Source organism: Nocardia sp. NPDC023733 (genome assembly GCF_040639775.1).
Taxonomy (GTDB): domain Bacteria; phylum Actinomycetota; class Actinomycetes; order Mycobacteriales; family Mycobacteriaceae; genus Nocardia; species Nocardia rosealba.
On sequence record NZ_JBFAAN010000003.1, the window covers coordinates 480254 to 503732 of the forward strand.

Here is a 23479-nt window from a genome sequence, read left to right on the forward strand (position 1 = left end):
GTGGTTGTGCCGCCGACCAGGCAAGCTGGTCAATCGGTGACAGTGGCGAAGGCCGACCAGAGGAGCGGGGAGTTCTCGGGGGTCGGGGTGGTTTGCCACGCCGCGAGCTGGGTTCGTTGCCAGTTCAGGAGGGTCGATACCGGGGTGGGGGAGTCGTGGGCGGTGTCGACGGCGCGGATGGCGGCTTGCAGCGGGTAGCCGGTCGTCGCGGTGAGGGTGTGGAAGGCGTGATCGGTGGGCAGCGGCCAGCGGGTTGCGGTGACTAGTTCGGCGCCTGCCGACAGCGCTGCGGTTGTCAGGCCGAGGGCTTCGGTGAAGCGCTGGTCGCCACCGCTTTCGCAGGCGATGAGCGCTACCCGGCTCGGCATCGGCCACAGGTCGCGGCCGGGGACCGGGGCTGGGTCGAGGGTGTAGGTGCCGAGAAGCAGGTCCTTGGCCGACAGCGGGCGGTGAGAGCGGTTCGGCGCCGCGAAGCCACGAGTGTCCGTGGTGCACGCCAGGTGCAGTTGCGCGTGCTCGCTTTCCCCGGACTCCGGTGCGGGTGCGGTGACATGGCCGACGTAGATCAGGCGGCTCGCGCCCGCGCGGAGTGTGTCGGACAGCCAGTCGCGGTCCAGATCGGTGCGACGGAACAGTTCCACCGTATCGGCGACCGTCGGCACGACGCGGTCACCGTAGGTACTGAAATGTTGCGCCACAACGGAATCCGCACTCGGGCGGCCGAGCACCGACCCGAGCTCGGAGTCCGCGCGGAAACCGGGAACTCGCGGATCCAGCACCGCCACCACCGGCAGGTCCCGGGTCTCACTCCAGCGCCGCACCATTCGATCCGGTGCCCGAACCACCGACACCGGCGCCAGCAGGCTCACATCGGCGATATCGAGGAGCCGGATCGCCGGATCGGGCGCGATGATCTCCCACGGAACCTGGGCGAGCCGAGGCGACGGCTGAATCCGCAGATGCGGTCGAGTGCCCCGCTGCGACAGTTCGTACAGTTGCACCGCCAGCCCGTATGGGAGCAGTGCCCGCGACAATGCCTGCGCCAGTGCGTTTTCCGCCTCGGGATCGACCAGTGCGCCCTCGGTCATCACCCGGCTCAACTCGTCCGGGCGGCTGGGATCAGGCACAGCTGCGGCCAGCTGTCGCAACACCGCACGCACATCATCACGCGGCAGCATCGCCACCCCGCGCGCCGAAGTGTCGCCGACCCACCTCCAGGAAACGTAGACGTCGCCGGCATCGGCCATCCGGATCAGCGTGGTCGGCTGTTCAATGCTCACGGTCACTCACTCATTGCTCTCGGGGGTCGACAGCCGCAGACACGGACTCGTGGCGCGCACGCACTCGCCGGCTTGCCGATTGCCGGGCGCCGGCTGGTTGCTTGCGGGGGAGCGGGCGCCGACTCGTTGCGCTCGGGAGTGCGGCGGTCACAGGGCGATCACCCGTTCGTCGCGGATCAGCCGGCCGTACCGCTGCTCGGCGTGGGAAATGTAGTCGGACAGGAGGAGTCGACCGTTATCGGAAAGGCGGGGCGGTGGGGCGACGGGAATTCCTGCTGCTGCGGCTACGTCGGCGAGGGCGGTGCCGAGGTGAAGGGCTGGGGTCGCGTCGTCGGGTGGGGGCGGGTCGATCAGCTCGAATTCGAGAGTGGCCGAGGGCGGTTCGGCCAGGAGCCCGACATCGAGAGCTGTTCCCGCGCAACGGCTGTCGACCAGGTCTGCAACCAATTGCCCGTCCCCGGTACGGGCCGCGCACTGAAAGGCCAGGCGCATGGCGGGTTCGGCGACCGTGCGGTGCCAGTGTTCGCGCTGGTTCCCGTTGGGCAGGGTGTGGCGGACCGCATCGATGGCCAGCGCGGCAGGGACCGCGAGGGTGAGCGCGCGCGACAGTGTGGCCGGATCGGGCTGAGCGTCGGACTCGATCCTCCGGTGCAACAATTCGGCGTGCCAGTAATCGAGCTGCGCGCAGTGCATTCCGAGACCGTGTTCGGCGTAGACCTCGAACGACATCGCGAGCAGTTCCTCCGCGAGGGCGAGGTCGTCCTCGGCGGCGGCGACGGTGGCCAGCCGCAACCGCACATCGGCCGCGTCGAGCACTGCACCGGCCTTGTCGAAACAATCGAGCGCATGCCGATATCGGGCGCGCGCGGTGTCGAAGTCACCCCTGCCTTCGGCCAGGTAGCCGTAGGTTTTCGCGCCGATACCCGCGCGATGCTCCAGCTCGGCTCCCGCGAAGAATCCCTGGCTGGCCGCCAACGGCTCCTCGGCATCGCCGAAGCGGCCCGACCGCACGAACATGATGGCCAGGTTCTGCTGGGTTTCGGCCACGGCCGCGGCATCGCCCGCCGCCTCGAACGCGGCCAGCGCCTGCTGCGCGAAGTCGACGGCCAGTTCGCGGCGACCGATCTCGAACGACGCGGCCGCCAGATTCATCAGCGGATGACCGATCAGCTCGGGCGCCAGCCGGCGCGTCACCTCGAGCGACTCGGCGGCGAGCTCATTGGCCCGCGCCCACTGCTGACGGTGCAGCGCGACAGCCGTCAGCGAGAGCAGGCACGCCACCGGCAACAAGCCCTGGTCGGTGCCGTCGGCGAGCAGCAGCCGGGCCTCTTCCAGCGTCTCCTGGGCGGAATCGAGTTCACCCAGATGCTGGTATGCCTGCGACAGATTGACCAGTGCGGCCGGTCGTTGATGCGCCGCGTCGGCCGGCATCACGGCAAGCGCTGTCCGCATCAGACTCACCGACCGTCGATGCTCGCCCAGCTCGTCGGCCATGCTCGCCGCATTGATCAGCGCGGCGCTGCGCAATCGGGGCGGTGCGTCCTGCGCGGCGCGCTCGAAGATCTCTAGCGCCCCGAGCACGTCACCGCGCTGGTAGGCCGTGTAGCCCGCGGCGAGCCGGTCGTCGTCGTTGTCCGATGTTCTACCGGTCGCTGCCATCGCATCGGCTCCTTGTCGTTCGGGCGGTGCCTGCGCGCATCAGAAGTCCTCGTCGGACTCGGCCGCTGCGGATTCGGCGGTGAGCAGCGGGTCGGTGGTCCGGCCGGTTAGCCGTCTGCGGACGAAGTCGCGGATGCGCGCACGCTCAGCGGATTCGTCGTGGGTGCTCTCCGGTCCGACGCCGGGGACGAAAACCGAGAGAGTGGTGAAGGTTTCGACGCCCTCCGGTAGTTGGATCTCGGCCGACCAGCTGTCTGTCCGCAGCTTCAGCCCGATGGTGACGAAGAGCTCGGCTCCGATGTCGAAGCCGAGCCCGACGCGAGGGCGCAGGTGCTCGGGAACATTCGGTGGGCAGTCCGGTGCTGCAACAACCGTGACGCGCACCTTGGACCCACCGGAACTGCGTACAACGTTCCAGGACAACGTATTCCCGCCTGCGTCGAACAGCCCCGGCGGGCATCGCCGCCAATCCCAATCACCACTTCCACGTGCCATGACAAGGCCGTCGCCGGCCCGCGTCCCGCCTGCGGCAAGCGCGTAATCATCAGCGCGAGAGGTTGATTCATGCCCCGCTTCGGCCATCGGGCCGGTCGCGTCGTCACCCGACTGCGTCGACCGGGCGGGTGGAGCGGACTGTTGGGCGGGCGCGTCTCGCCGGTAGGTGAGGTCGGCAAGGTCCTCGCCCGTGCCGATCCCTATGAGCTCCGAGTCCGCGAGCACCATCTCGCACCTCTCGGAAAGCTCTCGAATTTCCTCGTCCAGAAGGTTTGGGTCGAGGGCCGGTATCCCGTCGACAGTCGATGCGGGCCACCATCGAGAGGCCCAGTGCGCGTAGGCCAGCCGCCACAAAGCCACCACCAGATCCGCGCGCGCTGGTTCGGTGGCGAGCTCGCCGTCGACACCGTCAGCCACCGCCAGCGCGACGCTCTCCCCATAGATCGCCCACAGCCAGTCCTGCGCGGCATCCGCATCGTCGAGCACAGCGGCAGGCATCTGCCGATCGTCGAGAACGCTCCAACTGAGATGTCCACCAACAACTTCGAGAACCATCGCGTCCAACGGTGCCGAGATATCGGTGATCAAGGGGCCGGGACCGACGGTCACCAACCCCTCGGAGCGGCTGAGCCGAATCATCAACTGGCCCTCGCCTCTTCGATATCGACAGTCGCGACGGTGAGCGCCTGCTTCACCCGCGTCCGATGATCGAGCATCACCGACCGCGCCACCCCATCGAGCAGATCCCACAGCTCGGCCGGATCGAACACCGCGAGCTCGCGTACGTCCCGGCCGTGCAACCGCACCCACAACCTGCGCAGATACGGGCGCCACGGTATCCGCAGCTCAGCGGCGACCACGTCCAGCGGCCCGCTCGCTATCTCACCGAGGTGCACCGAGTAGCGCCGCGCTTGCAGGACATATGCTTCCCGACGCCATCGCGCGTTCACCACCGCGTGCGCCCGCGACCCGCGTTCACCGCGAGCGTCGGACATCACGACCGGGTTCGGTGCTACCGACATCGCACCCAACGGTGAAAGTCCGAGCGCCAGTTCACAACCCGCTGACGCCGTCACCCGAAGAGATTCGTCGAGCAACCCCCACGGCGAACAGCTCCGGGTCACCTCGGTGCTCACCAAAGTCGGCAGGTCGGGCAGGTCGGTCCGGTCGATGCTGCCCTGCAGGACGGTGAAGACACGTTCGTAGATGCTCCGGTCGAACGGGAGCGCGAGGGTGGCGGTCGATGCGGTGGCGCCGACAACGGGGCGTGGTGGGCATTCGTGCAGGGTCAGTCCCAGGTCGTCGGCACCGTGCCTGGGATGCGGGCGCCACAGGGCGATTCCTCGGTGGGTGCCGACCTTGTCCTCGATCAGCTCGTCGAGCAGCGGACCGGCGTCGGCGGGGTCACCCTCGCGGGCCAGAGTGCTCGCGTCGAGTAGTTCGATCAGCGCGGAGGCGAGGTCGCGCGAACCGGAGTTCGCCAATGGGCGTGCACGCCAAGCAGACTCGATGAGCGATGTCAGTTCGGCGAGCCGGTTCGGTTCGGTCACCAGGTTTTTCAGCGCCGTCGTCGTGCGGCCGCCCGTTCCCTCGTGCACCTCGCGTAGCACCGCGACGGCACGCTCGCGGGCATCCGCTCCCGGTTCACCGTGCAGAGTCGCCAGTTCGAAGCACCGCTGGAAGTACAGATCCTGCGCGTTGCCCTCGGTGATCCGTAAGGCGCGCCGCGCCTGCTTGAGCACGGTGAACCAGCTCGCGCACGCCCGCAGCGCATCGGAACGCGCGAGTACCAGGGAGGTCAGCAAGGTGACGCCGTCGGCGTCGAGGACGCTGCCCGCGCACAGCGGATGCTGCACCGGCCGGATCACCAGCGGGTCGAGGATCAGTTTCACGGTGCGCCGCAACGGCGCACCCTGTGGTCCGCTCAAGGCGTCGACACCGTCGAGCCCGCGCCACACCTCGTCGAGCACCATGGCGCGGGGTCTTCGCATTCGACCAGGGTAACCGCAGGTCAGCCGACTGTCCGAGGGAAAACTTGGGATCGGTAGGCGGCGCGCGATTTCTACCTTTCTCGCAACGGGTTCACCGACCCGCTCACACCGAGAGAGAACGGAAACACCATGAACACCAAGCTGATCGCCACCCTTGCCGCCGCCTCCGCCGCGACCGCCCTGTTCGTCACCGGCTGCAGCGACACCGGCAGCTCCACCAGTACCCCGTCCAGCACCGCCGCCCCCGCGCCCGCCGCGGGCAAGTCCACCGCCAGCGTCGACGGCAAGGAACTGACCGCGAAGTTCGACACCACCTGCGCCAAGCAGGCCGGAACACTGGCACTCGCCCTCACCGACACGGCCAACGCCACCTACGGCAGCCTGTCGGTGAGCGCGACGCTGGAGGGTGAAACGGTGCAGGCCGTCGCCATCGCGGGCAGCCAGGGCGGGTCCAGCGGCATGCCGTACGCCGTGGGCTACGGCAACGGCCAGCCCGGCGGCTCGGCCACCCTCGCCAAGGACGGCAACACCTTCCGCGTCACCGGTGAGGGCGTCGGCGCCCCCGACATGACCAACCCCCTGGCGGGCCCGTCGACGGTGAAGTTCGACATCACCTTCGCCTGCTCCACCATCGTCGGCTGACCTGACCCCCTGATCGCGATCCGGTCGCATCCATCCCTAGGAGAATCATGAAATCCAAGCTGCGTGCGGCCGCGGTCGCCTTCGGAATCCTGGCCATCGGCTACTACCTCTACTACGGCCTCACCTACACCCCCGACGAATTCACCGGCACCATGCTCGGCTGGGTCGGCCCGCAGATGGCGTTGCCCATCATCGCGCTGACGATCGTGCCGATGGTCTTCGCCTTCACCGGCGACGGCATCTTCGAGGCCTTCACCGGTCACAACAGCTCGGAGTTCCGCAGCGGTGAGATCGGTATCGGCACCATCACCTCGTTCCGCCAGACCGGGGTGTCGGTCAACGACCAGCCGCAGGTGCGGATCGAATTCCGGGTCGAAGGCGCCGACGGCAAGACCTTCGACTCCCACGCGAAGATGATCGTGCCGCTCACCGAACTGGCACTGCTGCGACCCGGTGTGGTCCTGCCGGTGCGATACCTGCCCGGCCGCACCGACAAGGTGGAGGTCGACCGCTCCGGCGATGCAGGCGCCGCCCAGCGCGCCATGAACGAATCGCTCATCCGCAAGGGCATCACCACCCGGGACAAGCTCGACATCGCCGAACGCGGCATCGCCGCCCAGGCGGTGGTCCGCAGCCTGGATGTGCCCGGCCGGATCCGGGGCGGGTACACCGAGGTGGTGCTCGGACTGGTCGTCACCCGGCCCGACGGCAGCACCTTCCAGACCGGTGCCGAGAAGTACCTGCCGCCGACCGCGATCGGATCGGTGCAGGTGGGACGCATCATCGGCGTCCACTACCTGCCCGGTGACGAACAGGAGGTGGTGATCTCACTGCCCATCAATGCCTGACCAACCCTCCACTCGGCGCGTGCTGCCCACGCGCCGAGTTTTGGTCGTGCGTTCACCTTCACGTTCCCGACGGCTCGCCTGCGCTGCCTACCGTGCCGGAAACCGCACTAATCAGGAGTAACCGTGAGTCTGAAACCGCTCGCCCTTTTCGTCACCCACGACGGTCAGTCGTCACGCTCGGCCATCACCTGCGAATACAAGTGCGGCAACGCCTGCTTCCACGAGGTCCCCAACACCTCCGACGGCGAGTACTTCGGTGACATCGTCGCCCGGCTGAACCGTCGCGGACTCATCAAGGGCGGCGCCGCGGCAGTGCTCGCCGTCGGCGCCGCGAGCATGCTCGCCGCCTGTGGCGACGACAGCTCCGACACCGGTTCGGCCGGCTCGCCCGGCACCGGCACCGGCTTCACACCCGTCGCGCCGAACAAGGAAGACGCCGTCGTCGTCCCCGAGGGCTACGAGCAGTCGGTGCTGATCCGCTGGGGTGACGCGGTGATCGAGGGCGCGCCCGCCTTCGATTTCGAGAAGCAGACCCCGGCCGCCGCCGCTCAGCAGTTCGGCTACAACTGCGACTTCGCCGGCCTCCTGCCCATCGAGGGCGAGGCCGACAAGTACGTGCTGGTCGTGAGCCACGAGTACAGCACCGAGCCGATGATGTTCCGCGGCTACAACAAGGACGCGCCGACCCGCGAGCAGTTCGAGATCGCCCTCGCCTCGCACGGCCTGAGTGTTGTCGAGGTGCACGGGCAGGCCGGCTCGGGTCAGCTGAAGCCGGTGTTCGGCAAGTACAACCGTCGCATCACCGCGACAACCGAGTTCGAGGTGCGTGGTCCGGCCGCCGGGAGCGCGCTGCTGAAGACCAAGGCCGACCCGACCGGTACCAAGGTGCTCGGCACCCTGAACAACTGCTCCGGTGGGGTAACCCCGTGGGGCACCGTGCTTTCCGGTGAAGAGAACTTCAACCAGTACTTCGGCAACGCCGAGAAGGTGACCGACGCCGACGTCGCCAAGAAGCTCAAGCGTTACGGCATCGAGGGTGGCGCGTCGGAGCGTCGCTGGGAGAACTTCGATCCTCGCTTCGACCTCACCCAGGAACTCAACGAGGTCAACCGCTTCGGTTACGTCGTCGAGGTGAACCCGTGGGATGCGTCCTCGGCGCCGGTGAAGCACACCGCGCTGGGCCGCTTCAAGCACGAGGCCGCGACCATCCACGTCACCGCCGACGGCAGCGTCGTCGCCTACAGCGGTGACGACGAGCGCTTCGACTACATGTACAAGTTCGTCTCGGCCAAGAAGGTGCAGCCGGGCGTCGGTGCGTCGAGCATGCGCCACAACATGACCATCCTCGACGAGGGCACCCTCTACGTCGCCAAGCTCACCGGCGACCACGCCGCCGAGATCGACGGTTCCGGCAAGGTCCCCACCGGCGGATTCACCGGTAAGGGCGAGTGGATCCGCCTGCTCGAGACCGGCGCCGACGGCAAGGGCAAGTCGTTCGTCGACGGCATGTCGGCCGAAGAGGTCGCCGTGTTCACCCGCCTGGCCGGTGACAAGGTCGGCGCGACCAAGATGGATCGCCCCGAGGACTTCGAGACCAACCCGAAGACCGGCAAGGTGTACGTGGCGCTGACCAACAACACCAAGCGCGGCGAGGAAGGCAAGCCGGGTCCCGACGAGGCCAACCCGCGCAAGCTGAACAAGAACGGTCAGGTCCTCGAGCTCACCGACAACCACACCGGCACCGAGTTCACTTGGACCCTGCTGCTGGTCTGCGGTGACCCCGCCGCCGCCGACACCTACTTCAGCGGTTTCGACAAGTCCAAGGTCAGCCCCATCTCCTGCCCCGACAACCTGGCCTTCGACCCCTACGGCAACCTGTGGATCTCCACCGACGGCAATGCACTGAAGTCCAACGACGGCCTGTTCGCCGTGGTCCTCGACGGCCCCGACCGCGGTGAGACCAAACAGTTCCTCACCGTCCCCCGCGGCGGCGAGACCTGCGGTCCGATCATCACCGAGAAGCAGGTCATCGTCTCCGTCCAGCACCCCGGCGAGTCCGACGACGCCACGGTCGACAAGCCCCTGTCGAACTGGCCCGACGGCGGCACCACCCAACCCCGCCCGTCGGTCGCGGTGATCTGGAAGAAGAACGGCGGTCGCATCGGCGTCTAACCCGCGCCGACACCCGATCTGCTGACGAAGCCGCTACCCGACTGGGCGGGTAGCGGCTTTGTCATGTCCTCGCCGCCGGATCAGGACTCGTCGGTGGGTGGACGTATGTTGGGGCGCACGGCGGCGATGGGAGTGGTGTGAAGGTGGGTAGGCGGGTGCGGTTCGAGCCAGGGGTGGCGGTGCTGGGGGAGTTGCGGGCCGCGGTTTCGCCTGATGACGATCCGGTCGGGGAAGGTGAGGTTTCCGGGGTCGAGTATCGGGATGTCGATTTCGCCGATGCGCAGGTGTACGGGTTCGGTGCCGAGGGGTGCCGGTTCGTGAGTGTGCGGTTCCCGACCTTGTTGCGGCAGGCCACTATCGCGGAATCGGAATTGCAGGTGTGCGATCTGGCGAATGTGCAGGCCGATGATTCCTCGATGTTCGAGAGTGTGGTCGGCAACGGCCGGATCACCGGGTTGTCGTGGACCGCAGGGGTTCTGCGTGACGTGCTCGTGGAGTCGACGCGGGCCGACATGGCCTCGTTCGCCGAATCCCGTTTGAGCAAGGTCGTTTTCCGGGATTGCGATCTGCGCCAGGCCGACTTCCAGCGCACCGACTTCCGCAATGTGCGCTTCGAACGCTGCAATCTCGCGGGTGCGCGGTTCACCGGAGCCCGCATCCAGCAGGATCTTCGTTTCGAAGAGTGCGATCTCACCGGCATCTACGGGGTCACCGCGTTGCGTGGCGCGACGATTCAGGGTGGCGACCTCGAAACGCTGGCCGCCACGCTGGCCCGCGAGCTCGGCATCACGGTGGAGCTCGGGAGCTAGCCCAGCCAGTCGAGGACCGAGGCGGCCGTCCAGGACTGTTGCATGCTGCCCAGCGGGGCGCCGGTGAAGGGTTCGTAGTACTCGGCGAAGGAGCCGTCGGCGGCTTGGCGCAGACCCTCGGCGCGCAGAAGGTAGGAGCGTTCGGCCCAACCTCGGCGGGCGAAGGCCCACGAGAACAGCCAGCTCATGACCGGCCAGACGGGGCCGCGCCAGTATTCCCGGGGCCGGAAGTCCTTGGCGACAGGGGAAGTCGAGGGCGGGAGGGCGTAGCGCAGGTCGGGGTGGCCGCAGAAGCGTGGGCCCTCGAAGGTGTTGAGCAGGGCGCGTTCGGCGGGGCGGGACAGGCCGCCCGAGATCAGCGGCGCGAACATGGCCAGCGTCTCGGTACTGATCCACCGGCCCAACCGCACGTCGTAATCCTTTGCGGCACCGGTCCGTTCATCGGCCGTGGCCGCCACACCCTTGCGGAAGCGCGCCGCCCAGCCGTGCAGTTCCCGCACGTCGGCATGCGGCTGCTTGTACTCCTCGCCGATATCGGCGAGCACCTCGCAGGCCAGCGCGAAGATCGCGGAGACGAACACGTCCTCCACGGCGAAACTCATCACCGAGGTGAGCTGGAAGTCGTCGTAGTTGGCGCGCCGCATCTGTTCGACCAGCCACAGGTACCGGTCGTACTCACGATCGCTCGGACGTTGGGTCGGGTCGGAGATGACGACGGTGTCGGCCCGGCGATACGGCGGAAGGTCCACGCCGGGAACGACATTGGCGTAGGCGCGGTCCCAGCGCGGCGAGTTGTCCATGCCGGATTCCCACCCGTGGTACAGCGTGATCCGGCCGTTCTCCTTGGGGTCGCGCGCATGGGCGAGCCACCGGTGCCAGCGCACCAGATCCGGCCACCGCCGATTCAGGAACTCCTGCGCCACCGCCCGCGTGGAACGCCCGTGCCTGCGCGAATGGTCGAGAATGCGCTGCACGGCGATGGCATGCACCGGCGGCTGGGTGATGCCGGAGGTGTCGGGCCCCTCGGGGGCGTTGGCGGCCAGCCTGCGGCACTCCCAACGCGCGGGCCCGGGGAAATACCCGTCGACACCGTTGGCGAACACGATGTGCGGGATCATCCCGTTCTTCCACTGCGCCGACAGCAGCGTGTCGAGTTCGACGACCGCCCGCTCCACGCTCAACGGCGCGAGCCCGACCGCGACGAAGGCCGCGTCCCAGCTCCACATGTGCGGATACAGGCGCGGCGCGGCACTGGTCATGGTGCCCAGGTCGTTGCCGCGCAGAAGGTAGGCGGCGCGTGCCGCGAGCTGCGTGGGGGTGAAACCCGGGTCGGTCATCTCCCTATTCTGCGGCGGAGCAGCACCGATGGCATCCCGACATGACTGTGACGATCAGTACCCGGTCTCGCGGGTGACATTCTGCGACGCCGTGCCGACCGAACTGAGCATGGTGGTGATGCACAACCCGAGCACCAGGTTGATGACCGCGGTCGCGATCTTGGCCTCGATATCGGCGACGAAGGTGAACGGCAGGATCACCGCCACGGCCGTGAGCAACAGGCAGATCCAGGTGAAGAACGTCATCGGACTCGGCATCGCCAGCAGCAGCACCATCAGCAGCGCGGTGGCCAGCAGGGCGGCACCGGCGGCGGCGACGGCATACGACGTGGTGGAGACGGTGCCGTAGGCGCCGGCACCCTCCGGGGAAAGGATCGCGATGCCGAGCACACCGCGCACGAGCATGATCGCGACGACCGCGAGCAGCGCGGCGACGACGGCCGTCCCGATGCCGCCCGCCCACAGCTTGCCCACATTGACCTTGGGCTCCTGGGGTTCGCCCGGCTGCGGGGCGTACTGGCCCTGGCCGTAGTGCGGCTGGCCCTGCTGCTGCGGATACTGCGGGTCCGAGGGTCCGTAGTTGTACCGGGGATCGGTCATAGTGCGACGGTACTAGTGCACGCCGACATCCGCCCGAGGAACGCACAGGTGTCGGCGTCGACGCGCCGGATTAGCGTGGGGCCTATGACGGTGACAAGTACTCCCGCCCCGATTGCCCTCATCACCGGCGCTAGCCGCGGCCTCGGCGCCGCCATCGCCCGCGAGCTCGCCCCCACCTATGATCTGCTGCTCGGCGCCCGCTCCGCCGACGCGCTCACGCCGATCCTGGACGAGCTGCCAGGCGCGACCGGTTGGCCGGTACCGCTCACCGACTATCCGACTGTCGCCGAGGCCGCCGCGCGCATCGAGCGGCTCGACGTGCTCGTGCACAACGCGGGCATCGCCGACCTCGGCACCGTCGCCGAATCCTCGCTCGACCAGTGGCGAAACACCCTCGAGGTGAATCTGATCGCCGTCGCCGAACTCACCAGGCTGCTGCTTCCCGCGCTGCGCGCCGCGAACGGGCATGTGGTGCTGATCAATTCGGGTGCGGGCCTGCGGGCCAACGCGGGGTGGGGTTCGTACGCGGCGAGCAAGTTCGGGTTGCGGGCCTTCGCGGACGCGTTGCGTCTGGAGGAGCCGCAGTTGCGCGTCACCTCGGTATTTCCCGGGCGCATCGATACGGATATGCAGCAGGCGATCGTGGCCGATGAAGGGCGTGAGTACCGTCCGGAGGAATTCCTGACCGCCGAGACGGTGGCGCGAGCGGTACGAAACGCCGTCGACACTCCGCGCGACGCGCATCCGACGGAGATCGTTCTTCGCCCGCGCTGAAACATTGGCGGCTGGCGCCGCGGTTCTCGGCGCTCGACTCCGCCTCTCCCTCCCTCCGGGCACTCCTTCGTCGCGCCCTCCGGTCAGTCCAGAGGCGGAGGCGCGCCGAGATCAGGACAGGCCTGCTGAGCATGGGTGTTCGTCCAAATGTGCTCCCTGGTTCTTCTGCTCGAGGGAATCTCGGGTTACGGTCCGCTGAGCGGTGCCGATGTGGTCTCGAGGAGGAGTGGATGGACAGACGTCGAATGCTGACCTTGCTCGCCGCGGGGACGGTCGGGGCACTGGCCGGTTGTGCCAGCGCGGGTGGTGAGACCGCGCCCGTCGGGGAGGCGGTCGTGCCGGTCCCACCGCCGCCCGCACCGACGCCGAAGCAACCGGTGCTGCCTCCGCCGCCGAGCGGTCCGAAGTCGATCATCGGCGCCGAGACCATCACCGCCCTGCCAGGCCAGGGCACCAGCATGGCCCTCACCGTCGACGACGGCGCGAGCCCGGAGGTGGTCGGCGCCTACATCAAGTGGGCCGAAGACACCGGCGCCCGCTTCACCTTCTTCGTCACCGGTTCGTTCGAGGCCTGGACCATCCACCGCGATGCCCTGCGCCCGCTGGTCGACTCCGGTCAGATCCAGCTCGGCAACCACACCTGGAGCCACGAGGCACTCACCAAGATCGGCGCCGACGGGGTCGTCGACCAGCTGAGTCGTACGAAAACCTTCCTGCACAACAACTTCGGTGTCGACGGCACCCCGTACTACCGTCCGCCCTTCGGCTATCACAACGCCACGGTCGACAAGATCGCCGCCGACCTCGGCTACACCGTGCCGACCATGTGGTACGGCTCCCTGTCCGACTCGGGTCTCATCACCGAGGAGTACCTGATGGAGTGCGCCCGAAAGTACTTCGCCGCGCAGACCATCATCATCGGCCACGCCAACTTCCCGCCGGTCACCCACTGCTACGGGCAACTCGTCGACATCATCCGCGAGCGCAACCTGTCGCTGGTCACGCTGAACGACGTTCTCGAGGTCCGAGCCTGACGAAAATGGGCCGGCGAGAACAGAACTCGCCGGCCCATCGGTAGCTCATCGGCTACGGCACGATGTTCACCATCTTGCCGGGCACCACGATCACCTTGCGCGGGGCCGCGCCCTCGAGCAGTGCCACGACCTTCTCGTCGGCCAGCGCGGCTGCCTCGATCGCGGCCGGGTCGGCGTCGGCGGGCACCTGGATCCGGCTGCGCACCTTGCCCTTCACCTGAATCGGGTACTCCACCGAATCCGCCACGAGCAGCGCCGGATCGGCGGTGGGGAACGGACCATGGGCCAGGGAAGCGTTGTGGCCCAGCCGTTCCCACAGTTCCTCGGCGATGTGAGGCGCCAGCGGAGCGAGCATAAGGACCAGGGGTTCCACGGCCGCGCGCGGTGCGCCGTCGGGGTAGTTCTTGGTCAGGTGGTTGGTCAGCTCGATCAGCTTCGCGCCCGCCGTGTTGTCGCGCAGGGCGGCCAGATCCTCGTCTACACCGGCGATGGTGCGGTGCACCAGGCGCAGCGTCTCGTCGGACGGTGCGGCGTCGGTGGCCTTCACCGCGCCGGTCTCCTCGTCGACCACCAGTCGCCACACCCGCTGCAGGAACCGGTGCGCACCGACGACGTCCTTGGTCGCCCACGGCCGCGAGGTGTCCAGCGGACCCATCGACATCTCGTAGAACCGGAAGGTGTCGGCGCCGTACAGGTCGCACATCTCGTCGGGGGAGATGGCGTTCTTCAGCGACTTGCCGATCTTGCCGTATTCCTGGGAAACCTCGATCTCGACACCGTCGGCACCGGTCCAGAAGAACTTCGAGTCCCGCTCCACCACCTCGGCGGCGGGCACGTACGCACCGCGCTCGTCGGTGTAGGCGTAACCCTGCACATAACCCTGGTTGTAGAGGCGGCGGTAGGGCTCGCTGCTCGACACATCACCCAGGTCGAACAGCACCTTCTGCCAGAACCGCGCGTAGAGCAGGTGCAGCACCGCGTGCTCGACACCGCCGACGTACAGGTCGACACCACCCGGGTCGTTCGGGCCGTGCTTGTCGGTGCGCGGGCCGAGCCAGTACTTCTCGTTCTCCTCGGCGCAGAACGTCTCGGTATTGGTCGGGTCGGCGTAGCGCAGCTGGTACCAGGAGCTACCCGCCCAGTTGGGCATGACATTGGTGTCGCGGCGGTACTGCTTGGGGCCGTCACCCAGGTCGAGTTCCACGTTCACCCAGTCGGTGGCCTTGGCCAGCGGCGGGGACGGCTCGGAGTTCGCGTCGTCGGGATCGAAGGTGACCGGCGCGAAGTCCGCCATCTCCGGAAGTTCCACGGGCAGCATGGATTCCGGCAGGGCGTGCGCGACACCATCGGCGTCGTAGACGATGGGGAACGGCTCACCCCAGTACCGCTGCCGCGCGAACAGCCAGTCGCGCAGCTTGTACTGGATGGTTCCGGTGCCGTGGCCCTCGGCTTCGAGGTGGCCGATCATGGCGGCCTTCGCCTCGTCGACCGAAAGACCGTTCAGGAAGCCGGAATTCACCAGCTCGCCCTCACCCGACCAGGCCGCCTCGGTGATGTCGCCGCCGGAGATGACCTCCACGATCGGCAGGCCGAGGGTGGTGGCGAAGTCCCAGTCACGCTGGTCGTGGCCGGGCACCGCCATGATGGCGCCGGTGCCGTAGCCGCTCAGCACGTAGTCGGCGATGAAGATCGGCACCTGGCTGCCGTCGGCGGGGTTGGTGGCGTAGGAGCCGAGGAAGACGCCGGTCTTCTCCTTGTTCTCCTGCCGCTCCAGATCCGACTTGGCCGCGATCGACTTGCGGTATGCCGCAACGGCTTCGGCGGGGGTGGCGCTGTCGTTGGTCCAGCGGGCGTCGGTGTCGGCGGGCCAGGCGGCGGCGGTCAGCTTGTCGACCAGCTCGTGTTCCGGCGCGAGCACCACATAGGTGGCGCCGAACAGGGTGTCGGGCCGGGTGGTGAACACCTCGATCGTCTCGCCCTCGGGCGCGTCGAAACGCACCTGCGCACCGCGCGAACGCCCGATCCAGTTGCGCTGCATGGACTTCACGTTGTCGGGCCAGTCCAGCTCGTCCAGGTCGTCGACGAGGCGGTCGGCGTAAGCGGTGATCCGCATCATCCACTGCCACATGCGCTTACGGAACACGGGGAAGTTGCCGCGTTCGCTTCGCCCGTCGGCGGTGACCTCTTCGTTGGACAACACCGTGCCGAGGCCGGGGCACCAGTTGACGATCGAATCCGACTGGTAGACCAGGCGATACGAATCGAGCAGGGCCGCCCGCTCGGTGGCGCTCAGCGACGCCCAGTCGCCCTCGGCCACCGGACGCGCACCGCTGGCGAACTGCTCTTCGAGCTCGCCGATCGGCCGGGCACGACCGGCCTCCTGGTCGTACCAGGCGTTGTAGATGCGCAGGAAGATCCACTGCGTCCACCGGTAGTACTCGGGATCGGTGGTGGCGAAGGAGCGACGCGGGTCGTGGCCCAGGCCGAGCCGGTCCAGCTGACGCTGCATCGTCGCGATGTTCGACTCGGTGGTGACGCGCGGGTGCGCACCGGTCTGCACGGCGTACTGCTCGGCGGGCAGGCCGAAGGCGTCGTAGCCGAGCGCGTGCAGCACATTGCGCCCGCGCATGCGGTGGTAGCGGCCGAACACGTCGGTGGCGATGTAGCCGAGCGGGTGGCCCACGTGCAGACCCGCGCCCGACGGGAACGGGAACATGTCCTGGATGAACAGCTTGTCGTCGGGGGTGTCGCCCGCGAGCGGCCCGACCGGGTTGGGCGCGTTGAAGGTGCCGCGTTCGGCCCAGTTGCGCTGCCAGCGCTGTTCGATCCGCCCCGCCAGCTCGGCGTTGTACCGGTGCTGAGGTACGTCACTCTCGGTCGCACGAGTGTCCTGCACGGTCCCGCCTTCTTGTTCTCGCCGATCAGGGGTAAACATCGTCTAACAGGGTAGAACGTTGCGGCCAGTTCATTTCCGAAGGGCCGTGTAGCGGGGCGCGCTGTGCGGCGGGTCACCTCCGTGGGGAGCACCGGATCGGTACTCGACAAGGGTGCGCTAGCCTGCATGAATGGTCGTCGTCGCTCTCCTGCTGTTCGCGCTGGCCGCGGTCGCCATCGCGACCGGTGTGCTCGGACTGCTCGGCAAGTTGCCCCGCAATCGTTTCCTCGGTGTCACCACCGAGGCGGCCCTGCACAGCGACGACAATTTCCGCATCGCCAACCGCATCGCCGCCCCCACCTCCGTCGGCGCGGGCGCCCTGCTGTTCGCCGGCGGCCTCGTGGTCCTGGTCGCGGGCGGTTTCGCCGCCCTCGGCGTAGCCGCCGCCGTCGCCGTGATCGCGATCTTCACCCTCGGCGCAGGCGCGAACGCCGCCGCCCGTACCGTAGAACCCCTCATGCCCCCCGCCCCGGCCGGCGGCTGCGGCTCCTCCTGCGGCAGCTGCTCCCTACGCGACACCTGCGCCCCCGCCAACTGATTCCTGGTCCCGCCGCCGCCCTTCCGGTACAACGGAAGTAGGTACTTACCGGGGGGTTCATGATGATTTTCGGAGTGGTGGTTCTCGTAGCGTTCGGTGGCGTGGTCGCCGTCAGCTTCATTCCTTGGCTCGGCATCGCCTTGTTCGTGCTCGCGGGGGTGCTGTTCGTCGTCGGCATCGTGCAGAGCAGGCGTGAGCGGGTCCTGTTGACGAAGCCGCAGGCTCGTCGTGCCGGCGCGGCGGGTGCCACTGGTGGCGGTTGGTCGGCGGCGGGATTCTTCGACTGGGGCGGTGGCGGAGGTGGTCACTCCGGAGATGGCGGTGGCGGTGGTGGCGGCTGCGGCGGGGGTGGTGGCTGCGGAGGCGGCAGCTGACCAGGTGGCGCTGCTAGTTCGCGGTAAGTGAATCGCAAGGTGGCGCACCTAGATTCGGGATCGAGAGGCAGATCCCGAATCAGGAGGAGCCATGAGTTTTGTCGATCTCGTCGGCACGGTTCTCAGTGTTGGCGTCGCTGTACTGGTTGTGGCGATGGTGGTGTTCGTTCCGCTGGCCATTCTCGCCGCGATCCTGCAGGCGGCACTCGGTTCGGGATCTCGGCAGTCTCCGCAGTACCGGCCGGGCCCGCGTCAGCGCCGGAACCGGAACGACCGCTGGTCCAGTGGTAGCGACTGGACCTACAACGGCGGCTATTCGAGCGGCGGCTATTCGGGTGGCTCGTCCGGCGGCTGGTCGGACGGTGGTTCGTCGAGCAGCAGCTGTGACTCCGGTTCGAGTTCGTCCAGCAGCTGTGGCGGGGGCGGCGGCAGCAGTTGCGGTGGAGGCGGCGGCTGCTGATGTCAGCCGTTGGGTGGGGGAGGCACCTGGCGCGACAGCGGCGCACCCGCCGGGTTCACGTAGAGCACGAGGATGCGGACCTCGGTGGTCCCGTTGTTGCGGGCGACATGGGCGTTGTCCGGCCCGCTCGGCTCCCGGAACAGCCGGAACCGGCGATATTCGGCCGGGCCGCGAGCAAGGTAGGGATGATCGAGCACACCACGGGTGACCAGCACGAACAGTGTTCCGTCGTGGAAATGCCAGCCGCTGGTGCCGCCGGGAACGATACGGGTGCGGCGGACGACGATGTCGCGGCCCGCCAGCCGCAGGCGCAGCAGCGTACGGCTGGCGGTGCCGACCGCCGGAGCCGGGTTGACGACGAACTCTCGGGTGCACCTGCGGATCATGTCGTCATGAAACCACCTCCACGCAGCCAGGCGAGGGCAGCGTGCACGGCGCGTCCCGCCGCCGGATCGCCTACCGCGATGCGGGCGCTGCCGTCGGGATAGGCCTTGGCTTTGATCCCGGCCCGGCGCAGCGCCGTCGCCACGCCGGGGCCCGGAAGGTACAGGAAGTTCGCTCGACTCTCCGGAATGTCGAAACCGCATGCCCGCAACGACAAGCGCAACACATCGCGTTCCCGGTTGATGCGCTCCACCCGCTCGCGCAGTTCCTCGCCTGCCGCGTAGGCGGCCCGCACGGCGGCGACCGAGGCGGTGGTGACCCCGAACGGCAACTGCTGCGCCCGGACCCGCTCGATGAGCGAACCGCGCCCGACGCAGTAGCCGATACGCAGCCCCGCCAGCCCGTACGCCTTGGAGAACGTGCGAAGAACGAGCACGTTCGGATGCCGGGCCAGCAGAGCACGCAGATCGAGCCGATCGCCCGCCACGAGGAATTCGACGTAGGCCTCGTCGAGCAACACCGGCACCCGCTGCGGCACCGCCGCGACGAACTTGCGAACGGCACCCGCGTCGAGCACCGTCCCGGTCGGATTGTGCGGCCTGCACAGCACGACGAGCGCCGTCCGCCGGTTCACCGCCCGCCGCATGGCGGTGAGATCCTGGTTTCCGGAGAGATCGAGCGGCACCGGGACAACCGCCATCCCGGCCATCTCCGCCATGATCGAATACCCGTCGAATGTCGGTGTGCCAGTGACGAGTTCACCGCCACCCAGGGCACGCATCACCTGCATCGCGACCCCGGTGGCCCCGGCACCGACCACCACGTCGGCGGAGGAGACACCGAGATGCGTGGCGATGATCCGGGGCAGTTCCTGCGGCAGAAACTCGGGGTAGCGATTGGCCTGGGAGAGTGTCTCTTTCACCGCCGCGAGAACAGAAGGCAAAGGCGGAAAGGGATTCTCGCTGAGGCCTAGGTCGAACGTGGTCGGTACCGGTTCGCTGCCGAACCGCTGCGACGGGATGGTCGGCTCGACCAACCGCACACTCATCGCGCCGCTCCCCAGCGCACCGCCGCGGCACCGGCGAAGTCACCCGCGTGCGCGAACGCCGACAGCAGAACAACCGAACCGTTGCGCAATCGTCCGGCCTGGTTCTCCACATCGAGCGTCACGGGAATGCCTGCGGCGAAAAGGTTTCCGCACCGGTCGAAGGTGTCCGGGTGGCGTTCGGCGGGCAATTCCAGCGCGTCGTGCCAATTGCGCAGGAACAGCCGATTGGGCTGATTGGTGACGAAGGTATCGATATCGCGGCTCTTCACCCCGATCCGATCACACACCGCGAGCGCCACTTCCGGGACGAGCCGGTTGCCGCGCGCGAACACCTTGGTGATCTTCGATTCGGAGAAACTCACGCACCCCTGGCCCTCGCCCGGTTCCCAGTACTTGCGGGTGCCGTTGGTGGTGAAGTCCATGTCGCCGGCGAATTCGGGGTAGGTGCGGCATTCGATATCCAGAATCGGCGCCGAATCGTCCTTGCGCAGCAGGCCGATTCCGCAACCGTCGCCGGGCACCGGCGCCTGGGCGAGTTTGCGGATATCGGGCTGGGTGAACACCGGGCCCGCGCAATTCTGGGCCGCGACGATCAGCGCGGTCTTCGCGTCGCTGGTCGCCATCATCATCCGCGCCATCGCCATCATGTGCACGAAGGCCGCGCAGCCGCTGTTGTGCACGTCGAGCACCTGGGTGGGGCGCGCACCGAGCCTGCGGGCCAGCTCGGGTGCGGCGCCGAGCACCGGATTGTCGGGCAGCTGGGTGTGGGTGATGATGATGTCGATCTCGGCGGCGAGGTCGGCGCCGTGGCGTTCGCGCAGCACGTCGAAGGCGCGTTCGGCCATGTCGACGGCGGTTTCGTCGCGCCCCACATGGTGGCGGCCGGTTGGCGAACGGAACATCACGTTCTTGGCCATCCGCTCCGAGCGGGAGAACTGGGTGAAGTATTCGGTCGGCACCGGGTCACCGGGCAGGTAACTCGCGACATCGACCAGACTCACTGACGGCATACTCACTGCATCCACTCCGGCTTGATCGGCAGCCCGTTGGCCGCGCGGTATTCACAAATGGCCTTGAGGTTGTCCAGCTCAAGCTGATGACCGGCGGAGAACATCTCCCAGAAATCGCCGACCCACACCGGCCGCTTCGGCGGCGCGGTCTCCGGATAACCGTTCTCGTCGTAGAAGGGGTGCTTGCAGTTCACCCACAGCACCACCGAACCGGGCTTGTCGAACACCAGTTTCGCGTCGACCACCCGCATCAGGTAGATCATCCACAGGTGTTCGGACTGGTCCCACGCGCAGTGGTAATCGACGGTCATCGCGTCGGCGTGGGCGACGGTGCGGGTGAAACACTTCGTCTCGTCACCGAGCCGGTCGTAGGAAAGCCACAGCCCCGGTTCGGCCGTTTCGGTGAATCCACGCAGGCTGTAGGTCCATTCCTCGAGCGAGCGTGTGTCGGCGAGGTACTCGAAGACCTCGCGTGGCGGTGCGTCGATATAGGTCTGGACCGGGCAGTAGTCACCGAAGATCTGGTCGTGCGGGTACACCGAACGCAGCATGTCCATGATGATCGGAGTGGTCGCCTCCCGATCCGAGTTCTCGATGCGCAGTACGCCGGGCACCATCCGGTCGGGAATGTCGCTGAGTGCAGGCAGGGCACTTGTTGTCACGGTGTTCTCCTCGTCGGTCAGGAAAGGAAGGGCAGGAACGGCGGGATTTCGTCGGGGTCACAGCGGATTTCGACGAACGACGGCCCGTCGGTGGTCAGGCAACGGCGCAGGGTCGCGTCGAGTTCGGTGGGTTCGTCGACGGTGTGGGCGGGTAGTCCGGGGAACATGGCGGCGATGCCCGCCCCGAGACGTGTGGTGCGGAAACGGTTGAAGCTGTACCGATCTCGGTAATAGATCTGTTCACGGGTGACGCACATGGCGTGCGCGTTGTTGTTGAACACCACGAAGGTGATCGGCAGGTCGTATTCGACGGCGGTGTGGATCTCCATGCCGTGCATGAAGAACGACCCGTCGCCGGCGATCACGACGGTGCGGTGGGCGGCACCGCGGGCGAACGCGGAACCGATTCCGGCGCCGAACGCGTAACCCATGCCACCCATGCCGAGCGCGACGACGAATCGTCCACCCTCGGGCACCCGTAGGTAATGCACCACCGAGGCGCCGGTGTTACCCGCGTCGGCGAAAATGTCGGCGCCCTCGGGGAGTTCGCGCTGAATCGCTTCCACGACTGTGCGGTAGCGCAGGCCCGGCCCGTCGGCCGTCGGCACGGACATGAGGGTGAGGTCGGTGTTGTGCGGTTCGGTGCGTGTGGTTACGGCTGAGTGGTGATCGACCACGGGGTGGTGTCGCTCGGGACGAAGGACGGTCAGCGCGGTGGCGAGGTCGGTGCTGGTGGCGTGCGTGGCGGGAAAATGGGGCGCGAGCGCGCCCACGCTGAGCAGGGGTAGCGCGGCGAGAGCGGTGTCGAGGCCCGCACGGGTGGTCACCGGCAGGCGGGTGCCGACCAGAAGGCAGGCGCTCGCCGATTCCAGCGCATCGAGCAGGTCGGCGTGACCCATGCTGCCCGCGACACCGCAGAAGCCGGGGCCGGTGTTGGAATACACGTCCTTCGCGTCCGGTGCCACACCGATCGAGGCATCGAGTGCCTCGACCAGTTCCGCGAGTTCGATGCGGGCATTGTCGCGGGCGACCTGATCGCCCGCGATGACCACGACCTTTCCCAACCTGCGGGCGGCGGCGAGCTGAGTGGCGACCTCGGCAAGGGCGCTGTGCTGGTGGATGGCCGAGGTGGTCGGTACCGTGACTGCCCGGCCGACCGTCGCGGGCCGTTGACCATTGCTGTGTGCCGCGATCAGATCCGGCATCATCTGCTGCTGAATATCCTTGGGTAGCAACAACACCGCAGGCCCACCGGACTCGGCTGCCGCGATTGCCTCGGCGAGTTGCCCAGGCACTTGCGCCGGTTCGGTGACCCGCGCGCAGTATCGGCTCACGGTCGCGAACAATGCTGCCGCGTCGAGAGATTCGGCCAGTCCACTGGAATCCTGGAACGCGCCGCGACCTTCCAGGCTTGTCGGCGGCTGACCGACCAGCGCGAGTACCGGCACCCGCGATGCAAATGACTCGGCCAGCCCCGCGACAAGATTCACCGCCCCGCCGCCAGAGGTCGCGGCGACGACTCCGAGTCCACCGGTGCTGCGCGCGTACCCGTCGGCCATGGTCGCCGCCGAGAACTCGTGTTTGGCGATGATTCCGGCCGGGTGGCCGCCCGCGTCGAAGATCGCGTCGTAGAGGTCTTCGATATTGGCGCCGTCGACGCCGAAGATCTGGCCGATGCCCCGGTCGGCCACCGCCCGCACCAGGTAGTCCACCACACGGTCCGGCATCGGCACTCCTTCTCCGCCACGAAGATCCACAGCGGTGATCACTGCTGTCACCTGGGATTACGTGGCACGCCGACGCCGAGTTCAGAGGGTGGGCGAATACCCACCCTTGTGTGTACGTATACATCTATGTATATTGAGTTCATGCCCAACAAGACGATCTACGTATCCGACGACGATCTGCCGGTGTTCCAGCGGGCACAGGAGCTCGTCGGCGGCAACCTCTCCAGCACGGTGGTCAGCGCACTGCGCAAACTCATCGAGTCGGAGGAGGGTCGCGCGGCCGGGTTCGACGAGGTCGTGCTCCGGGTCGGTCGCGACGGCGTGCGGCAGGTGCGCTTCCAGGGCGTTCTGCTGGGCGAATGGCGCGATATGACCGACAAGCGAACGCTGCATCAGCAGGTGTATCGCAGCCGCAAGGGCAAGTTCGTGCTCGCCACCCACACCGCGAAGTGGAAGGACTACCCGTCCGACGACCTCGGCGATCTGAAGGACTGGAAGAACTGGCGGCGCCTGCTCGGCATCGGCGAGCAGGCCACCGACTGGGGCGACTACGAGTACGAGATCCTCGACGATCTGAAAGACCTGAAGGACCGCATTCCCGACAACCTGTACCGCAAGGTCGAAGAAGTCACCGCGCACCCGCGCATCGAAGACCTCGACATCTAGCGCACCACAACAACTCCCACCGACACCGCAGCCC

22 protein-coding genes are annotated in these 23479 nt (G+C 67.6%); 10 read left to right on the forward strand and 12 right to left on the reverse strand.

Going from position 1 to position 23479, the window contains the following annotated elements:
• Positions 1-29 precede the first annotated feature (29 nt).
• From AB0F86_RS17660 to AB0F86_RS17675, 4 genes are all read right to left on the reverse strand, one after another.
• On the reverse strand, positions 30-1247 hold the full coding sequence (locus AB0F86_RS17660; RefSeq protein WP_356985557.1) for a CHAT domain-containing protein: 1218 nt from the start codon (positions 1245-1247) through the stop codon (positions 30-32).
• Positions 1248-1427: 180 nt separating this feature from the next.
• A complete protein-coding gene (locus AB0F86_RS17665) occupies positions 1428-2939 on the reverse strand; it encodes a tetratricopeptide repeat protein (RefSeq protein WP_356985458.1) in 1512 nt (503 codons plus the stop codon).
• Positions 2940-2978: 39 nt separating this feature from the next.
• Positions 2979-4073: a hypothetical protein gene (locus AB0F86_RS17670; RefSeq protein WP_356985459.1), complete on the reverse strand. Its 1095-nt coding sequence runs from the start codon at positions 4071-4073 to the stop codon at positions 2979-2981.
• Entirely contained in the window at positions 4073-5407 is a 1335-nt protein-coding gene (locus AB0F86_RS17675) for a hypothetical protein (protein ID WP_356985559.1), read from the reverse strand. Before AB0F86_RS17675 ends, AB0F86_RS17670 begins: the two co-directional genes overlap by 1 nt.
• A gap of 147 nt (positions 5408-5554) precedes the next feature.
• Here AB0F86_RS17675 and AB0F86_RS17680 point away from each other — a divergent pair, with 147 nt between their 5' ends.
• The 4 genes from AB0F86_RS17680 (at position 5555) to AB0F86_RS17695 (ending at position 9896) form a co-directional block, all read left to right on the forward strand.
• Positions 5555-6067 carry a lipoprotein LpqH gene (locus tag AB0F86_RS17680; protein ID WP_181699795.1) on the forward strand — a complete coding sequence of 171 codons (513 nt, stop codon included), beginning with the start codon at positions 5555-5557 and terminating at the stop codon, positions 6065-6067.
• Positions 6068-6114: 47 nt separating this feature from the next.
• Positions 6115-6915 carry a hypothetical protein gene (locus AB0F86_RS17685; protein WP_067643457.1) on the forward strand — a complete coding sequence of 267 codons (801 nt, stop codon included), beginning with the start codon at positions 6115-6117 and terminating at the stop codon, positions 6913-6915.
• Between the two features lie 123 nt (positions 6916-7038).
• Positions 7039-9087 (forward strand): PhoX family phosphatase, encoded by a 2049-nt coding sequence (locus tag AB0F86_RS17690; RefSeq protein ID WP_356985460.1) that lies wholly within the window; start codon positions 7039-7041, stop codon positions 9085-9087.
• Positions 9088-9242: 155 nt separating this feature from the next.
• Positions 9243-9896: a pentapeptide repeat-containing protein gene (locus tag AB0F86_RS17695; RefSeq protein ID WP_225281566.1), complete on the forward strand. Its 654-nt coding sequence runs from the start codon at positions 9243-9245 to the stop codon at positions 9894-9896.
• Here AB0F86_RS17695 and AB0F86_RS17700 read toward each other — a convergent pair.
• Both AB0F86_RS17700 and AB0F86_RS17705 read right to left on the reverse strand, forming a co-directional pair.
• On the reverse strand, positions 9893-11233 hold the full coding sequence (locus tag AB0F86_RS17700) for a glycogen debranching protein (protein WP_181699803.1): 1341 nt from the start codon (positions 11231-11233) through the stop codon (positions 9893-9895). The genes AB0F86_RS17695 and AB0F86_RS17700 overlap by 4 nt on opposite strands.
• 54 nt (positions 11234-11287) lie before the next feature.
• The gene (locus AB0F86_RS17705; protein ID WP_067497675.1) at positions 11288-11833 is read right to left on the reverse strand and encodes a DUF6069 family protein; all 546 of its coding nucleotides are present in this window, start codon (positions 11831-11833) and stop codon (positions 11288-11290) included.
• Positions 11834-11917: 84 nt separating this feature from the next.
• Between AB0F86_RS17705 and AB0F86_RS17710 the strand changes: the two genes are divergently transcribed.
• Both AB0F86_RS17710 and AB0F86_RS17715 read left to right on the forward strand, forming a co-directional pair.
• The gene (locus tag AB0F86_RS17710; RefSeq protein WP_356985461.1) at positions 11918-12607 is read left to right on the forward strand and encodes an SDR family oxidoreductase; all 690 of its coding nucleotides are present in this window, start codon (positions 11918-11920) and stop codon (positions 12605-12607) included.
• Positions 12608-12837: 230 nt separating this feature from the next.
• Positions 12838-13641, forward strand: coding sequence for a polysaccharide deacetylase family protein (locus tag AB0F86_RS17715; RefSeq protein WP_356985462.1), 804 nt, complete (start codon positions 12838-12840; stop codon positions 13639-13641).
• A 52-nt stretch (positions 13642-13693) separates the two neighbouring features.
• On the opposite strand, the gene leuS is transcribed toward AB0F86_RS17715, so the two are convergent.
• Positions 13694-16537, reverse strand: a complete 2844-nt coding sequence (gene leuS, locus AB0F86_RS17720) for a leucine--tRNA ligase (RefSeq protein WP_356985463.1) — start codon at positions 16535-16537, stop codon at positions 13694-13696.
• A 169-nt stretch (positions 16538-16706) separates the two neighbouring features.
• On the opposite strand from leuS, the gene AB0F86_RS17725 reads away from it, so the two are divergent.
• From AB0F86_RS17725 to AB0F86_RS17735, 3 genes are all read left to right on the forward strand, one after another.
• Positions 16707-17114: an SdpI family protein gene (locus AB0F86_RS17725; protein ID WP_181699812.1), complete on the forward strand. Its 408-nt coding sequence runs from the start codon at positions 16707-16709 to the stop codon at positions 17112-17114.
• Between the two features lie 59 nt (positions 17115-17173).
• Positions 17174-17488, forward strand: coding sequence for a hypothetical protein (locus AB0F86_RS17730; RefSeq protein ID WP_067643487.1), 315 nt, complete (start codon positions 17174-17176; stop codon positions 17486-17488).
• 91 nt (positions 17489-17579) lie between these two features.
• Positions 17580-17948 (forward strand): hypothetical protein, encoded by a 369-nt coding sequence (locus tag AB0F86_RS17735; protein ID WP_356985464.1) that lies wholly within the window; start codon positions 17580-17582, stop codon positions 17946-17948.
• 2 nt (positions 17949-17950) lie between these two features.
• Here the strand turns inward: AB0F86_RS17735 and AB0F86_RS17740 are convergent, their stop codons facing one another.
• From AB0F86_RS17740 to AB0F86_RS17760, 5 genes are read right to left on the reverse strand one after another with little or no spacing between them, the layout of a single operon-like run.
• Positions 17951-18334: a hypothetical protein gene (locus AB0F86_RS17740; protein ID WP_356985465.1), complete on the reverse strand. Its 384-nt coding sequence runs from the start codon at positions 18332-18334 to the stop codon at positions 17951-17953.
• Complete coding sequence (locus AB0F86_RS17745; protein WP_356985466.1) at positions 18331-19380, reverse strand: aminotransferase class I/II-fold pyridoxal phosphate-dependent enzyme; 1050 nt, start codon at positions 19378-19380, stop codon at positions 18331-18333. The genes AB0F86_RS17740 and AB0F86_RS17745 overlap by 4 nt, the downstream gene beginning before the upstream one ends.
• The gene (locus AB0F86_RS17750; RefSeq protein ID WP_181699821.1) at positions 19377-20390 is read right to left on the reverse strand and encodes a 3-oxoacyl-[acyl-carrier-protein] synthase III C-terminal domain-containing protein; all 1014 of its coding nucleotides are present in this window, start codon (positions 20388-20390) and stop codon (positions 19377-19379) included. The genes AB0F86_RS17745 and AB0F86_RS17750 overlap by 4 nt, the downstream gene beginning before the upstream one ends.
• Positions 20391-20392: 2 nt before the next feature.
• Positions 20393-21052, reverse strand: a complete 660-nt coding sequence (locus AB0F86_RS17755) for an SRPBCC family protein (protein WP_356985467.1) — start codon at positions 21050-21052, stop codon at positions 20393-20395.
• Between the two features lie 17 nt (positions 21053-21069).
• On the reverse strand, positions 21070-22779 hold the full coding sequence (locus AB0F86_RS17760) for a thiamine pyrophosphate-binding protein (protein ID WP_356985468.1): 1710 nt from the start codon (positions 22777-22779) through the stop codon (positions 21070-21072).
• Positions 22780-22920: 141 nt separating this feature from the next.
• Here AB0F86_RS17760 and AB0F86_RS17765 point away from each other — a divergent pair, with 141 nt between their 5' ends.
• A complete protein-coding gene (locus AB0F86_RS17765; RefSeq protein WP_067643858.1) occupies positions 22921-23445 on the forward strand; it encodes an EXLDI protein in 525 nt (174 codons plus the stop codon).
• Positions 23446-23479: the final 34 nt, after the last annotated feature.